Annotated in this window: 11 protein-coding genes and 1 pseudogene; 10 read left to right on the forward strand and 2 right to left on the reverse strand. The window is 70.5% G+C overall.

Annotation, left to right across the window (positions count from 1 at the left end):
* Positions 1 to 8 precede the first annotated feature (8 nt).
* Positions 9 to 773, forward strand: a complete 765-nt coding sequence (locus DEW08_RS12340; RefSeq protein WP_109327509.1) for an HdaA/DnaA family protein — start codon at positions 9 to 11, stop codon at positions 771 to 773.
* Complete coding sequence (locus DEW08_RS12345) at positions 712 to 1,491, forward strand: SDR family oxidoreductase (protein WP_109327511.1); 780 nt, start codon at positions 712 to 714, stop codon at positions 1,489 to 1,491. Before DEW08_RS12340 ends, DEW08_RS12345 begins: the two co-directional genes overlap by 62 nt.
* Before the next feature lie 206 nt (positions 1,492 to 1,697).
* On the opposite strand, the pseudogene DEW08_RS12350 reads toward DEW08_RS12345, so the two are convergent.
* A pseudogene (locus DEW08_RS12350) lies at positions 1,698 to 3,086 on the reverse strand (CYTH and CHAD domain-containing protein); the annotation flags it as partial.
* Between the two features lie 58 nt (positions 3,087 to 3,144).
* The gene (locus DEW08_RS12355; protein WP_109327513.1) at positions 3,145 to 3,663 is read right to left on the reverse strand and encodes a SixA phosphatase family protein; all 519 of its coding nucleotides are present in this window, start codon (positions 3,661 to 3,663) and stop codon (positions 3,145 to 3,147) included.
* Positions 3,664 to 3,780: 117 nt separating this feature from the next.
* Here DEW08_RS12355 and DEW08_RS12360 point away from each other — a divergent pair, with 117 nt between their 5' ends.
* The 8 genes from DEW08_RS12360 (at position 3,781) to DEW08_RS12395 (ending at position 14,426) form a co-directional block, all read left to right on the forward strand.
* Positions 3,781 to 5,961, forward strand: coding sequence for an RNA degradosome polyphosphate kinase (locus DEW08_RS12360; RefSeq protein WP_425429095.1), 2,181 nt, complete (start codon positions 3,781 to 3,783; stop codon positions 5,959 to 5,961).
* Positions 5,962 to 5,979: 18 nt separating this feature from the next.
* Positions 5,980 to 7,740, forward strand: coding sequence for a Ppx/GppA family phosphatase (locus DEW08_RS12365; protein ID WP_109327515.1), 1,761 nt, complete (start codon positions 5,980 to 5,982; stop codon positions 7,738 to 7,740).
* An 18-nt stretch (positions 7,741 to 7,758) separates the two neighbouring features.
* On the forward strand, positions 7,759 to 8,577 hold the full coding sequence (locus DEW08_RS12370) for a universal stress protein (protein ID WP_109327517.1): 819 nt from the start codon (positions 7,759 to 7,761) through the stop codon (positions 8,575 to 8,577).
* Between the two features lie 346 nt (positions 8,578 to 8,923).
* Positions 8,924 to 9,331, forward strand: coding sequence for an Hsp20/alpha crystallin family protein (locus tag DEW08_RS12375; protein ID WP_109327519.1), 408 nt, complete (start codon positions 8,924 to 8,926; stop codon positions 9,329 to 9,331).
* 10 nt (positions 9,332 to 9,341) lie between these two features.
* Positions 9,342 to 11,753: an endopeptidase La gene (lon, locus tag DEW08_RS12380; RefSeq protein WP_109327521.1), complete on the forward strand. Its 2,412-nt coding sequence runs from the start codon at positions 9,342 to 9,344 to the stop codon at positions 11,751 to 11,753.
* A 244-nt stretch (positions 11,754 to 11,997) separates the two neighbouring features.
* Positions 11,998 to 12,423: a hypothetical protein gene (locus DEW08_RS12385; protein ID WP_109327523.1), complete on the forward strand. Its 426-nt coding sequence runs from the start codon at positions 11,998 to 12,000 to the stop codon at positions 12,421 to 12,423.
* A 90-nt stretch (positions 12,424 to 12,513) separates the two neighbouring features.
* Positions 12,514 to 13,182, forward strand: a complete 669-nt coding sequence (locus tag DEW08_RS12390; RefSeq protein WP_109327525.1) for a hypothetical protein — start codon at positions 12,514 to 12,516, stop codon at positions 13,180 to 13,182.
* 188 nt (positions 13,183 to 13,370) lie between these two features.
* A complete protein-coding gene (locus DEW08_RS12395; protein WP_109327527.1) occupies positions 13,371 to 14,426 on the forward strand; it encodes a tetratricopeptide repeat protein in 1,056 nt (351 codons plus the stop codon).
* Positions 14,427 to 14,473 lie beyond the last annotated feature (47 nt).

Here is a 14,473-nt window from a genome sequence, read left to right on the forward strand (position 1 = left end):
GTGTCCCGATGAGCCTGCCGGCGCAGCTTCCCCTCGACCTCGGCCACCGCGCCGCCATGGGCTGCGAGGATTTCCTGGTGGCGCCCAGCAACGCCGATGCGGTGGCGTGGCTCGACCGCTGGCCGTCCTGGCCGGCGCCGGCGCTGACCGTCTACGGGCCGGCGGGCGGCGGCAAGACGCATCTCGGCCATGTCTGGCGGGCGCGCAGCCGGGCGGTGATCGTCGACGGGGCGGCTCTCGACCGTGCCGACCTGCCGGCGCTGCTCGCCCGCGCCAACGCGGTGATCGTCGAGTCGGCCGATGCCGTCGCCGGCAAGCCGGCGCGGGAGGAGGCGCTGTTCCACCTCTACAACCTCGCCCGCGAGTCGGGCGGCCATCTGCTGCTGCTGTCGCGCAAGCCGCCGTCGCGCTGGCGGGTCAGGCTGGCCGACCTGCGCTCGCGCCTGAAGGGGGCGCCCGCGGTGGCGGTTGAGGCGCCGGACGACGCCCTGCTCGCCGCCGTGCTGGTGAAGCTGTTCGCCGACCGCCAGTTGCGGCCGGGGCTGGAGCTGGTGACCTATCTGCTGACCCGCATGGAGCGGTCGCTGGACGCGGCCCGCGTGGTGGTGGCGGCGCTCGATCGCGCCTCGCTCGCCGCGCACCGGCGGGTGACGGTGCCGCTGGCCCGCGAGGTGCTGGCGGATCTGGAACGGGAAGCGGAGGAGACGAAGAATGGACCTCGGAATCGCCGGACGCCGCGCCATCGTGTGCGCAGCGAGCAAGGGGCTGGGTAAGGCCTGCGCCCTGGCGCTCGCCCGCGAAGGGGTGGAGGTGACCATCACCGCCCGCGGTGCCGACCTGCTGGAGGCGACCGCGGAGGAGATTCGCAAGGCCACCGGCGCGGCGGTGACGACCGTCCCCGGCGACATCACGACGGAGGAGGGGCGGGCCGCGGTGCTGAAGGCCTGTCCGGAGCCCGACATCCTGGTGAACAACGCCGGCGGGCCGCCGCCCGGCAACTTCCGCGACTGGGAGCGGGAGGACTGGATCCGCGCGGTCGACGCCAACATGCTGGCGCCGATCTTCCTCATCAAGGCGACGGTCGACGGCATGATCGCCCGGAAGTTCGGGCGGATCGTCAACATCACCTCGGGCGCGGTGAAGGCGCCGATCCCGATTCTCGGCCTGTCGAACGGTGCGCGCAGCGGGCTGACCGGCTTCATCGCCGGTCTGGCGCGCGAGACGGTGCGGCACAACGTCACCATCAACAACCTGCTGCCCGGCCCCTTCGAGACGGACCGGCTGCGCGCCACCATGGAGGGCGCCGCCAGGGCCGCCGGCCGCACGGTGGACGAGGAGATGGCCGCCCGGCGCAGGACCAATCCGGCCGGCCGCTTCGGCGACCCCGCCGAGTTCGGCGCCACCTGCGCCTTCCTTTGCTCCGCCCACGCCGGATTCATGACCGGCCAGAACGTGCTGCTGGACGGCGGGGCGTACCCGGGGACGCTGTAGGCGCGGCGAACCCGGCGCTCAGGCCCAGAAGACCGGCGTCTCGCGGAATGTCTTCCAGAGCGCCGGCAGGGCCTTGCGCTGTTTCCCGGCCTCCTTGCACAGCCAGGCGGCGGTCGCCTTGGCGGTGGCGCGGCCGGTGTCGAGCCGCGCAGCAGGCTCTTGGCCACCATCGCATCATGATCGGCGTCGAGCGCCTGCTGCACCGCCTCCAGCCTCGCGATGAAGGGCAGGGTCGCGGTCTCCGGATAGAGGCCGCGGAAGAACTCCGTCACATAGCGCAGGCTGCGCAGGCGGCGGCGCAGGCGGTTGCGCTGCTCGGTATCGGCGCGCCCGGACTCCATCGGCTTGGCCGTCTTGCGGACCCGGCCGAGGGCGTGGGACAGCCACGGACCGGCGAGGTCGGCGACCGGCCGGTCGAGCAGGGCGCGCCGGTCGGGCGGCGCCTCCGAATGCCAGCGCCCGTCCTCCAGCCAGGCGCCGAGCGCCAGGATCAGGCCGGAGCAGCGCGGCGAGGCAATGGCCTCCACCGCGGCGCCGGTCGGGGCGGCGCGGGCGGCACGCACCGCCTCGGCAAGGTCCGGCAGGCCGTCCGGGGCATCCGGCGAGCGCGACAGCGGTCCGGCGGCGTGGGTCAGCAGCACGTCCCAGCCGCGCGCCGGGGCGAGCTGCTTGGCGAAGGCGCGCAGGTCGGCGTGCAGCCGCTCCATCTCCGGTGACGCCACCAGCGGCCGGAACAGCCGGTGGGCGGTGTTCAGCCGGCGCAGCGCCACGCGGATCTGGTGCAGACCCTCCGTATCGCCGCCGGCCAGCGTGCAGGCCTCGTTGGCGAGGAGCTGGCGCAGCCCGTGGCGCACGATGTGCCGCCAGGCCTCCGCCACCGTCGTCACGGGGGACAGCGCCAGCGGCTCCGGCAACACCGGGGTGGGCAGCCTGCCGGTGACGAGGCGCAGCCCCAGCTCCGCCTTGCTCTCCGTCCCGATTCGCACCGGCACCGCCCGCTGCACGAGGAGGGCGAGGTCGAACAGCCGGCCGACCCGGCCGGACAGCAGTTCCAGCTCCACCTCGCAGATCGGATGGCTGGCGGCGCCGGCGGTGATGGCGCCCTCGTCCAGCGCCACCTCGATGGCGGTCAGCGGATCGGGGCGGACCAGCAGGGTGGTGCGGCGGAATTCGGTGGTCACCAGCGGGACGATGGCGTCGCGGGCGTCGGCCGGGACCAGCGCGCCCAACCCCTCCGCCGCCAGCAGCGAGAGGTCCGGCCGTTCCGCCGGGATGCTCCAGTCCCACTCGCGCCGGATCGCCACCGCGGCGCTGTCGCCGGGGGCGGCGCTGTTGACGGTCTTCAGCGTCTGGGTGAAGCGCTCGCCCTCCTGACGGATGCGCAGCGCGATGCCCGCGGTGAACAGCTTCAGGTCGGGGGTGTCGTAATAGACGGTGCGCAGCCGGCGCTCCGCCGGCGGGCCGTCGGCCCGGTCGAGCAGGGCCGGAAGCGTCGCCAGCCGGGCGAGGTCGCCGGGCGCCACGTGCAGCTTCAGCTCCACCTCGCGGGTGGCGGTGGGCGCTGCAGGCGGGGAAGCGGGCGGTGGTTGCGTCACCAGTCTTTGTCCCTTCCGGTCCGGTCGGGAAGTGATTACCGCAAAGCCCCGCCGCTCGTTAAGAAAGTTTTCGCGGCTGCACAAAGTCGACCAGCCGCCCGGCGCCGAGGTCGAGGTCGCGCCAGTGCAGGGTCTGGAACAGGATCACCGCACAGGCGCCCGTCGGGAACTTGTCCGCGACAGCATGGCGCAGGGCGGCTTCGCCCTCGCCGACCAGCTCCTGCGTCAGCTCGTACAGGTCGGGATTGTGGGCGATCACCATCAGCCCGGTCACCGAGTCCGGCACGTCGCGCACGCGCTCCAGCAGCGTGTGGGCGCCGCACAGGTAGAGGCCGCGCTCATGCTCGACCGGCGGGGTCGGGGCGCCCATGGCCGACAGCACGCGCCGTCCCGTCTCGACCGCCCGGACGGCGGTGGAGCACAGGACGAGGTCGATATGGGCGTGGTGCTTCCGCAGATAGCTGCCGACGAGGGGAGCGGCCTTCTCACCCCGCGGGGCAAGCGGCCGGTCATGGTCGCCGGAACCCGGCGAGTCCCAGGAGGATTTCGCATGGCGCAGCAGGAAAAGCGTCTTCATCTCGGCCGGGAGTGGAGAAAAGGGGGAGGGGAACGCCCATCTGGTCGGAGGGCATCCGCTGATGGTGTCCTGAAACCGTAACGCAGTTGGGCTAGGGTTGTCGCCCCAACTTTGTCTATGATCATACGTCTGCCACCAGCCGAGGCTTGCCGTGACCCAGCTCCAGGAATTCGAATCTCCGTGTGTCGAAGCCGGTTCCCCGACCGCTTCATCAACCGCGAGCTTTCGTGGCTGGCGTTCAACCAGCGTGTCCTGGAGGAGGCCTCCAACCCCAACCACCCGCTGCTGGAGCGGCTGCGCTTCCTGTCGATCTCGGCCAGCAACCTGGATGAGTTCTACATGGTGCGAGTCGCCGGCCTGAAAGGGCAGGTGGCCGCCGGGGTGAAGAACCCCAGTCCGGAGAACCTGACGCCGGCGCAGCAGCTCGCCGCGGTCAAGCAGCGCATCATCGAGCTGATGGCGAGCCAGCAGGCGATGTGGCGCACGCTGAAGACCGACCTGCGCGAGGCCGGGATCACCGTGATCGACCCGGACGGGCTGACCGACGGCGAGCGCGTCTGGCTGGAGGGCAAGTTCCTCGACGACATCTTCCCGATCCTGACGCCCATCGCGGTCGATCCGGCGCACCCCTTCCCGTTCCTGCCGAACCTCGGCTTCTCGCTGGCGCTGCAGCTCTTCGATCCGGTGAAGGGGACGCATCTCGACGCTCTGGTGCCGCTGCCGGCCCAGCTCGACCGCTTCATCCGGCTGCCGGGGTCGGACATCCGCTTCATCCAGCTCGAGAAGACGGTGATGATGTTCATCGACCGTCTCTTCCCGCCGTTCCAGGTGAAGGCCAACGGCGTCTTCCGCGTGCTGCGCGACAGCGAGATCGAGATCGAGGAGGAGGCGGAGGATCTGGTCCGCACCTTCGAAAGCGCGCTGAAGCGCCGCCGCCGCGGCAGCGTCATCCGGCTCGCCACCGACAGCGGCATGGCGGCCGACCTGCGCGAGTTCCTGCGCTACGAGCTGAACGTGGCGAGTGACGACGTCTTCGTGCTGGACGGGCTGATCGGCCTGACCGACACCAAGCAGCTCATCGTCGACGAGCGGCCGGATCTCGTCTTCCGGCCGTTCAACGCCCGCTTCCCGGAGCGCATCCGCGACTTCGGCGGCGACTGCTTCGCGGCGATCCGCCACAAGGACATCGTGGTCCACCACCCGTACGAGAGCTTCGACGTGGTGGTGCAGTTCATCCGGCAGGCGGCGCGCGACCCGCAGGTGGTGGCGATCAAGCAGACGCTCTACCGCACCAGCAAGGACAGCCCCATCGTCGCGGCCCTGATCGAGGCGGCGGAGGCCGGCAAGTCGGTCACCGCCCTGGTCGAGCTGAAGGCCCGGTTCGACGAGGAGGCCAACATCCGCTGGGCGCGCGACCTGGAGCGTGCCGGCGCCCAGGTGGTCTACGGTTTCGTCGACCTCAAGACCCACGCCAAGGTGTCGCTGGTGGTGCGGCGCGAGAAGAAGGCGCTGCGCAGCTACGTGCATTTCGGCACGGGCAACTACCACCCGATCACCGCGAAGGTCTACACCGACCTGTCCTTCTTCACCTGCGACCCGGCGCTCTGCCACGACGCGGCGGTGATGTTCAACTACATGACCGGCTATGCGACGCCCAAGGTGCTGGAGAAGATCGCCATCGCGCCGATCACGCTGCGCGCCAAGCTCGTCGAGCTGATCAACGCCGAGATCGCCCATGCCGAGGCCGGCCGGCCGGCCCAGATCTGGGTGAAGCTGAACTCGCTGGTCGATCCGGACATCATCGACAAGCTCTACAAGGCCTCGCAGGCCGGCGTGCAGATCGACATGGTGATCCGCGGCATCTGCTGCCTGCGCCCCGGCGTGCCCGGCCTGTCGGAGAACATCCGCGTGCGCAGCATCGTCGGCCGCTTCCTGGAGCATGGCCGGGTCATCTGCTTCGGCAACGGCCATGGCCTGCCCAGCCCGCAGGCGAAGATCTTCATCTCCTCGGCCGACTGGATGCCGCGCAACCTCGACCGCCGCATCGAGACGCTGGTGCCGATCGAGAACCCGACGGTGCACGAACAGGTCCTCGACCAGATCATGGTCGCCCAGTTCAAGGACGAGGCGAACACCTGGAAGCTCGGGCCGGACGGCGTCTACCATCGCATCAAGGCTGGTCCGGACGCCTTCTCCGCGCATAATTACTTCATGACGAACCCCAGCCTGTCCGGTCGGGGCAGCGCTGTAGGCAGCAAACGCACCCCGCCGCGGTTGATGCTGCGTACGGTTTCCTGAGGCGGGAGCGGCAAGGCCATGGTTTCAGCGCAGGACAGCAGCTCTGCCCGCACGGCCGGAGTATCTTCCGGGATACCCGGCGCGTCGGCGGAGCAGGGCGGCGGCGACCATGTCGCGGTCATCGACATCGGGTCGAACTCCATCCGGCTGGTCGTCTATGACGGACTGATCCGGGCGCCGATGCCGCTGTTCAACGAGAAGGTCCTGTGCGGCCTCGGCCGCGGAGTCGAGAAGACGGGCTGCCTCAACCCGGACGGCGTGGCGCTGGCGCTCGATTCGCTGGACCGCTTCAGCCGGCTGCTCGACGGCATGCGCATCGGGCGGCTCGACGTCATCGCAACCGCGGCGGTACGCGACGCCAGCGACGGCCCCGCCTTCGTCGAGGCGATCCGCAACCGCACCGGCCTCGTCGTCCGCACCATCAGCGGCGAGGAGGAGGCGCGGCTGTCCGCCATGGGCGTGCTGTCCGGCACCCCCGGGGCGGACGGGCTGGTCGGCGACCTCGGCGGCGGCAGCCTGGAACTGGTCCGGCTGGAACAGGGGACGATCGGCGAGCAGGTGACCCTGCCGCTCGGCCCGCTGCGGCTGATGGAGACCGGGGCGGCGCGCAACGGCGACCTCGCCCGCCACATCGACCAGCATTTCGAGAAGCTCGACTGGCTGTCGCAGCTCCGCGGCCGGCCGTTCCACCCGGTGGGGGGGAGCTGGCGCGCGCTCGCCAAGCTGCACATGGAGCAGACCGGCCACCCGCTGCACATCATCCACCATTACTGCATCCCTGCCACCGAGGCGCGGGAGTTCGCCGGGCTGGTGGCCCGGCAGAGCCGGTCGTCGCTGGAGAAGCTCTCCGGCTCGCGCCGGCGCATCGACACCATCCCCTATGCGGCGCTGGTGCTGGAGCGGCTGTTGCGCAACGTGCAGCCGTCGCGCGTCGTCTTTTCCGCCTACGGGCTGCGCGAGGGGCACCTCTATTCCCTGCTGTCGCCCGAGGGGCAGCGGCAGGATCCGCTCCTCGCCGCGGCGGGCGACTGGGCGCGGCGCTTCTCCCGCATGGGCGACCCGTCGCTGCTGATGGCCTGGACCACCGGCCTGTTCGCCGGCGAGGACGAGGCGGCGATGCGCCTGCGCCATGCCGCCTGCCTGCTGAGCGACGTCGGCTGGGCCGAGCACCCCGACTACCGCGCCGAACACGCCTTCCTGCGCATCCTGCGCTATCCCTTCCCGGCCGTGAACCATGACGAGCGGGCCTTCCTGGCGCTTGCCGGCCATGCCCGCTATGCCGGCTCCATCGACGCGCCGCTGACCTCCCGCGTGCGGCCGGTGGTCAGCGAGGGGCTGGCCCGCAAGGCGCTGGTGCTGGGCCTGGCGCTGCGCCTCGCCCATACGCTGAGCGGCGGGGCCACGGCGCTGCTGCAGCGCACCGCCCTGAAGGTGGTGGGGGAGAAGCTGGTGCTGAGCCTGCCGGAGGACGGCAGCGTGCCGCCCGGCGAGGCGGTGCAGCGGCGGCTGGATGCGCTGGCCAAGGCGTTGAGCCGGCGCGGCGACATCGTCTTCCCCGGCCCCAGGCGGCGGAGTGAGGTCGGCGCGGCAGGTCCGCCCCCCTTGCGATCCGGTGTGACGTTTGGCCGCAGAGGTGGTACGGATGGTCAGTATGCACAATGGTGTTCGCTGCGCTGCGGGGTGAACCGGCAGTGTGGCGGCTGCTTCCGGCGGGCGACCGGCGGCGGGCGGCCTAAGAACATCGCTGCGGCAACTGGAAAGCCTGTTGGCGATCAATGACCATCGGGAGGAGCCTCAATGTCTTACAAGCACATCCTCGTGCATCTGGATTCGAGCCCCCATGTCGAGGCGCGGATCGACGCGGCGGCCGCCCTGGCCGTCCGGCACGGGGCGTTCCTGCGCGGTCTGTTCGCGCAGGCGGACCGCAGCACCACCAGCGTGATCGCCCGCCGGTCGAGCGAGCATCTGGCGGAGGCATCGTCCCGCAGCCGGGAGCTGTTCCAGCAGAAGCTCCAGGCGGCCGGGCTGCAGGGCCAGTGGCACGGGCTGGAGCATGGCGAGTACAACCATGTCATCCGCGAGCTGATCATCTGGTCGCGCTTCGCCGATCTGACCGTCGTCAGCCAGTATGACCGCGAGGCCGGCTCGGCCGCCGCGCCGGAGGAGCTGAACGAGCAGCTCGTCCTCAATGCCGGGCGCCCCGTGCTGGTGCTGCCCTATGCCGGAACCTTCCCGGTGATCGGCAAGCGCGTCGCCGTCGCCTGGAACGCCGAGCGCGAGGCGGCCCGCGCCCTGTCCGACGCCATGCCGATCCTGCAGGAGGCGAGCGAGGTGACGGTGGTCACCGTGCTGACGCAGAACACGCCCCACACCGAAACCCACCGCGTCGGCATCCTCGACCACCTGTCGCTGCACGGGGTGAAGGCGGAGCAGACGCACTTCACCGTCACCGACATCGGCGCCATGGACGCGCTGCTGGCCCGCGCGATGGATTCGGGGGCGGACCTGATGGTGATGGGGGCGCACGGCCATTACGGCTTCCCCTTCCTGCACCGCGGCGGCGGCACCCGTCACATGCTGCGCACCTGCCCGGTGCCGCTGCTGCTGTCGCACTGAGGCGCGGCGGCGGTTTTCCGCGGCGGTCCTCCGCGCTCCGGCAAGGCCCTTCCCTGGAAACGGGGAAGGGCCTTGGTTTTTCAAGGTGATATCGCCTTCCGGCCGATGGCGGGCCGCCCGGCCGGCACCCATGACGGCCTTAAGTTGCGGCCCTTCCCCTTCCTTTCGTGTGTGTCCGGACGGGGGGAGGAACGGGGGCGTTTGCGTCGCGTTCTCTCTTGCACCAGCGAACGGGGCATCGAAGCCCCGCACCTACAGGAGAGACGTGCGAGATGAGTGGATCGGACAGGCTGACCGGCGAACGCATCCATCCCCCCAATCGTGACCGGCGGTGGCGGGAGGGGGCATGACGGGCCGGCATGATCCCGGAGCCTGGATGTGGACGGAGGCGGTCGAGCTGCTCGACCGTGCCGAGCGGCTGCACCGGCAGTTCTTCCGGCCGGCGCCGCCGGCGCCGCGCTGCGCCTGCTGGACTCCGCCGATGGACGTCTACGAGACCGACGACGCCCTGGTCGTGGCGGTCGCCTTGCCGGGCGTGGCCCCGGATCAGGTGGAGGTGCGGCTCGCCGACGGGGTGCTGGCGGTGGCAGCGGAACGGACCCTGCCGCTTGGCCGCCGTGGCGCGATCCGGCGGCTGGAGATCCCCCACGGCCGCTTCGAACGGCGGGTCGAGCTTCCGCCCGGTGCCTTCCGGCTCGGCGGACGGGACCTCGTCGCCGGGTGCCTCGTCCTGACGCTCGACAAGCTGCGGTGAGGGCCGGGACATGAGCGAAGCCCAGAACGGCGCCGCGCCCGCCCGGACCGCCGATCCGCAGGGGGAGCTTCTGCCGATCATCCCCGTCCGCAATCTCGTGCTGTTCCCCAACGTCGTCGTGCCGGTGACCGTCGCCCGGCCGCGCTCTGTCGCCGCGGCGCAGGAGGCGGTGCGGGACGAGGGGCCGGTCGGCATCCTGCTCCAGCGCGACACCGAGGTGGAGGAGCCGACCGGCGCCGACATGTTCCAGATCGGCACGCTGGCGGGCATCCTGCGCTACGTCACCACGCCGGACGGCCAGCATCATCTGGTCTGCCAGGGGCGCCAGCGCTTCCGCGTCACCGGCTGGGAGGAGGGGCATCCCCATCTGATGGCGCGGATCGAGCGGGTCGAGGAGCCCGACCTGCGCACGCCGGAGGTGCTGGCCCGCTTCGGCATCCTGCGCGACGAGGCGATGGAGGCGCTGCAACTGCTGCCGCAGGCCCCGCCCGAGCTGCTGGGCGCCATCCGTGCGCTGGAGAGCCCGGGCGAACTGGCCGACCTCACCGCCTCCTACATGGACCTGCGGCCCTCCGACAAGCAGGAGGTGCTGGAGCTGTTCGACCTGCCGGAACGGCTGGACCATGTCTCCGCCCTGCTGGCGCGGCGGATCGAGGTGCTGCGCCTGTCCCGCGACATCCGCGAGCGGACCCGCGAATCGATGGACGAGCGCCAGCGCGAGTATCTGCTGCGCGAACAGCTCCGCACCATCCAGAAGGAGCTGGGGGAGGCCGACGAGGGGCGGCAGAGCGAGATCGCGGAACTGCAGGAGGCCATCGCCGCGGCCGGCATGCCGCCCGACGTGCGCGAGCAGGCCGAGAAGGAGCTGCGCCGGCTGGAGCGCACGCCGGAGGCGGCGGCCGAACACTCCATGATCCGCAGCTATCTCGACTGGCTGATCGAGATGCCCTGGTCGCGCCGTTCCGAAGGGGTGATCGACATCGCCGGGGCCCGCCGCATCCTGGACGAGGACCATTACGGGCTGGAGAAGGTCAAGCGCCGCATCCTGGAGTTCCTGGCGGCGCGCAAGCTGAACCCGGACGGGCGCAGCCCCATCCTGTGCTTCGTCGGGCCGCCGGGCGTCGGCAAGACCTCGCTCGGCCAGAGCATCGCGCGGGCCACCGGCCGGGCCTTCGCCCGCCTGTCGCTGGGCGGCGTCCATGACGAGAGCGAGATCCGCGGCCACCGGCGCACCTACATCGGCGCGCTGCCCGGCGCCATCGTCCAGGCCATCCGCAAGGCGGGGACCAGCGACTGCGTGCTGATGCTGGACGAGATGGACAAGCTGGGCCAGGGCTTCCGCGGCGATCCGTCCGCCGCCCTGCTGGAGGTGCTGGACCCCGAGCAGAACGCCACCTTCCGCGACCATTACCTCGACGTGCCCGTCGACCTGTCCAGGGTGATCTTCATCGCGACCGCCAACATGCTGGACACCATCCCGGGCCCGCTGCTCGACCGCATGGAGGTGATCGAGATCAGCGGCTACACCGAGGACGAGAAGCTGGAGATCGCCAAGCGCTATCTCGTCCGGCGCCAGCGGGCGGCCAACGGGCTCGGCCCGGATCAGGTCGTGCTTCCCGACGAGACCCTGCGGGCGCTGATCCGCGACTACACGCGCGAGGCCGGCAACCGCAATCTCGACCGGCTGATCGGCGCGGTCTGCCGCCATGTCGCCGTGCGGGTGGCGGAGGGGCTGGAGGCGCCGCCGCGCATCGGGCCGGAGATGCTGGCCGGCATCCTCGGGCCGCCGCGGTTCGAGAACGACGCCGCGATGCGCACCAGCGTGCCGGGGGTGGCGACCGGCCTCGCCTGGACGCCGGTCGGCGGAGACATCCTGTTCATCGAGGCGAGCCGCTATCCCGGCACCGGACGGCTGATCCTGACCGGCCAGCTCGGCGACGTGATGAAGGAGAGCGCGCAGGCGGCCCTCAGCCTGGTCAAGACGCGGGTGCGCGACCTCGGCCTCGACCCGGAGGGGCTCGACAAGTCGGACATCCATATCCACGTCCCGGCCGGCGCCATCCCCAAGGACGGGCCGTCGGCCGGGATCGCGATCTTCTCCGCGCTGGTCTCGCTGCTGTCGGGCCGCTGCGTGCGCTCCGATACCGCGATGACCGGCGAGATCAGCCTGCGCGGCCTCGTCCTGCCGGTGGGCGGCATCAAGGAGAAGGTGGTGGCCGCCCAGCGGGCCGGGCTGAGCACGGTGCTGCTGCCGGCGCGCAACCGCAAGGACTTCGACGACATCCCTCCGGCGGTGCGCGACAAGCTGCAGTTCGTCTGGCTGGACCGGGTCGACGACGCCGTGCGCGCGGCGCTCGTCGCCCCCTGCCAGCCCGCCCCGCTCCGCAGCAAGGGGGCGGGCGGGGGCAGGATGGCCGGATAGCCGGCGACTCCGTCCCCGCCGCCTGCACCCGCAGGTCGGCGGCGGGGCGGGGGTTGCTATCCCATCGCATAACAATGGTGAGTTCTCACAGCCTGGAGGCGGCCTTTCGCCCTTGGGTGACTTGACAGAGCGGGTGCGAAAAACCCTAAATGGCTACGCCGGATGAGGGAGGTGCGCGGCGCGTGCCTATCCCTTCCGACGATGCTTGCGCCAGTTCGTTCCGCTTCTGCACCAAGGATGATTCATGGCCACCGACGACGCGCGTCAGCGCTTTGCCGATCTCGTCAAGCTCAACGGACTGACCTCCAAGTTCATCAACCGCGAAACGGAGCGCCGCATCCTCGAGGAGGGGGTGACGCGCTACGAGCTGTCGCTGGACGAGGCGCGCGGCGTGCTGCGGACCGTCGCCCAGGACGAGGGGCTGGTCTTCGAAAGCGAGACCGGGCGGCGCATCCAGCAGGTGCTGGACAAGCATGCCGGCAAGAAGGGCAAGATCAGCAAGCAGCAGTTCCTCCAGGCCTCCGCCATCCTGCGCGACTTCTCCGACAACGCCATCGGCGAGGAGGAGGCCAAGCGCCAGGTGAAGCGCATCATGGTGGACAACGGCTGGCAGCCGCGGCGCGCCGGGCTGCTGCGTTCCCGCCGCTGGTTCAGCAGCGTCGACGCCTGACGCCGGTGACGCGCCCCGGCCGGGTGGTCCGGGCGGGGGGACCGTCCCGTCTCGGCCGGGACCGGAGGGGAGACGCATGGGCCTGACGCCATGGACCTGCTGACCCTCGCCTGGGCCTGGGCTCTGATCGCAGCACAGCCGCTGGCGCTGGTGCTGCCCTTCATGCTGTGGAGCCGCGTCAGCGAGGCCGCCCACTTCCACCACCCCTACGGCTCCTGGCGGCCGGCGCTGGCGACCCTGGCCGGCGTCTCGCTCGGCCTGTCCATGGTCGTCGCCATGTGGGAGCCGGGGACGCTGACCTTCTCCGCCATCTTCGAGCCGGACGGCCGCTGGAACCTGTCCATCGACCAGTTCTGGACGCTGGTGATGGAGCGTCTGGCCGACGGCCCGCACCGCCTGATGGAAGTGATCGCCACCGATGACGAGCGGGGGAACTACACCGTCGTCGTCGCGGCGGTCGCCCTCCTCTTCGCGCTCGATTCGGCGATCATGCTGGCGGCCGGGTTCCGCGGACCGCCGCTGCTGGCCTTTCTGCTCGACCTCACCATGGCCGTGCTGGCCTGCGGCCTGACCATCTACGGCATCCACGCCACCCTGTGGTTGCTGAACCGGCTGAACTTCTGGGTGATCGCCGTCGCCATCCTGCTTTTGCAGGAGTACCGCTACAGCGTGCTGCACCTGTTCCGCCGCCGCCGCAGGTCGGCCCCCACCGGCAGCAACGGACAACATGGCTTCACCGGCAAGACGAAGGGTTCTTGACCAAGGCATGTTGTCTTTCGGATTACCTCAGGAGTGTCCGCAAGGTCGACAGTGGTAGGGAAAATCGGTAGCCTCCACAAAACGTCGACGTTCGGGCGCCCGGGCAACCTGTTCCGCGGCCCGGCCACGCCATCCACCGGAGCTTGACCGGCCCGACGCTTCCTACGTCATCGACAGGGGGGACCGACATGGACTTTGGCATACTCACCCTGCCAGCCCTCGCGCTTTCGGCGCTGCTGGGATACACGGTGTTCTTCGAAACCAGCAGCGTCCTGTTCCGCGACATCGACGTGCCCGAGGTCGTCGCCGAGGACGGGCTGTCGCCGCGCGTCGTCTCCTCCCGCCTCGCGCAGGAGGTGAAGCTGATCAACCGCGGCGCCCGCACCGCGAAGGAACAGCAGAAGGTCGGGCTCACCGACGACGAGACGGCGGTCAAGGTGGTCGCCGACCAGTTCGAGTTCCTGAAGCCGATCAAGGCGACGCAGGAAGTCATCGGCCTCGTCCACTTCATCTTCGCCGGCGAGATCGTGAAGCTGGAGAAGGGCTACGAGTTCGCCATCCGCGGCGAGGACCGCAAGAGCGGCCGCAACCTCTACACCAAATACACCGGAGACCGCCCGGAGCAGCTGATCCGCCCCGTCGCGCTGGACATCGTCCGCTTCATCGATCCCTACATCATCGCCTCCTACTATTACGAGACGACCAAGGACGCGGGCGGCAGCGACTACTCCGACACGATCCGCGAGCTGCGCAACTGCATGATCGCCATGCCGAAGGAGGAGCGGCACTGGGCGGTCAACCTGATGGGCCTCGTGCTGCTGCAGCAGGGCAAGCCCGACGAGGCGATCGAGAAGTTCGCCGAGGCGCGCAGCATGAAGCCGGACTTCGTGCTTCCCATCCACAACACCGGTCTCGCGCTGGCCGCCAAGGGCAAGCACGAGGAGGCCATCGCCAGGTTCAAGGAAGTGCTGACGCTGGACGCCGAGAAGCGCAGCCGCTACCCGCACGCCTACACCCAGTGGGGTCTGGCCCTCGCCGCCCTCGGCCGGCCGGACGAGGCGGTCGCCATGTTCCGCCGGGCCGAGCAGGCCGACCCGACCTACGCCGACCTCTACAACGCCTGGGGCAAGGTGTTGCGCGACCAGGGCAAGACGGCCGAGGCGAAGGAGATGTTCCAGAAGGCGGTCGACCGCGTGCCGCAGCGGCAGGAGTTCCAGGCGAACCTGAAGTCGGTGACGAGTTGACGGCGCCATCCCCCGGCGAATGGGCCGGGCAGGGACGGGCCGATCGC

It is taken from the genome of Azospirillum thermophilum (genome assembly GCF_003130795.1).
Taxonomy (GTDB): domain Bacteria; phylum Pseudomonadota; class Alphaproteobacteria; order Azospirillales; family Azospirillaceae; genus Azospirillum; species Azospirillum thermophilum.

Bases quoted from the DNA above. Each gene is read 5' to 3' on its own strand.
- DEW08_RS12340 (WP_109327509.1), top strand. From the start codon at position 9: ATGAGCCTGCCGGCGCAGCTTCCCCTCGACCTCGGCCACCGCGCCGCC.
- DEW08_RS12345 (WP_109327511.1), top strand. From the start codon at position 712: ATGGACCTCGGAATCGCCGGACGCCGCGCCATCGTGTGCGCAGCGAGC.
- DEW08_RS12355 (WP_109327513.1), bottom strand. From the start codon at position 3,663: ATGAAGACGCTTTTCCTGCTGCGCCATGCGAAATCCTCCTGGGACTCG.
- DEW08_RS12360 (WP_425429095.1), top strand. From the start codon at position 3,781: ATGATCATACGTCTGCCACCAGCCGAGGCTTGCCGTGACCCAGCTCCA.
- DEW08_RS12365 (WP_109327515.1), top strand. From the start codon at position 5,980: ATGGTTTCAGCGCAGGACAGCAGCTCTGCCCGCACGGCCGGAGTATCT.
- DEW08_RS12370 (WP_109327517.1), top strand. From the start codon at position 7,759: ATGTCTTACAAGCACATCCTCGTGCATCTGGATTCGAGCCCCCATGTC.
- DEW08_RS12375 (WP_109327519.1), top strand. From the start codon at position 8,924: ATGACGGGCCGGCATGATCCCGGAGCCTGGATGTGGACGGAGGCGGTC.
- lon (WP_109327521.1), top strand. From the start codon at position 9,342: ATGAGCGAAGCCCAGAACGGCGCCGCGCCCGCCCGGACCGCCGATCCG.
- DEW08_RS12385 (WP_109327523.1), top strand. From the start codon at position 11,998: ATGGCCACCGACGACGCGCGTCAGCGCTTTGCCGATCTCGTCAAGCTC.
- DEW08_RS12390 (WP_109327525.1), top strand. From the start codon at position 12,514: ATGGACCTGCTGACCCTCGCCTGGGCCTGGGCTCTGATCGCAGCACAG.
- DEW08_RS12395 (WP_109327527.1), top strand. From the start codon at position 13,371: ATGGACTTTGGCATACTCACCCTGCCAGCCCTCGCGCTTTCGGCGCTG.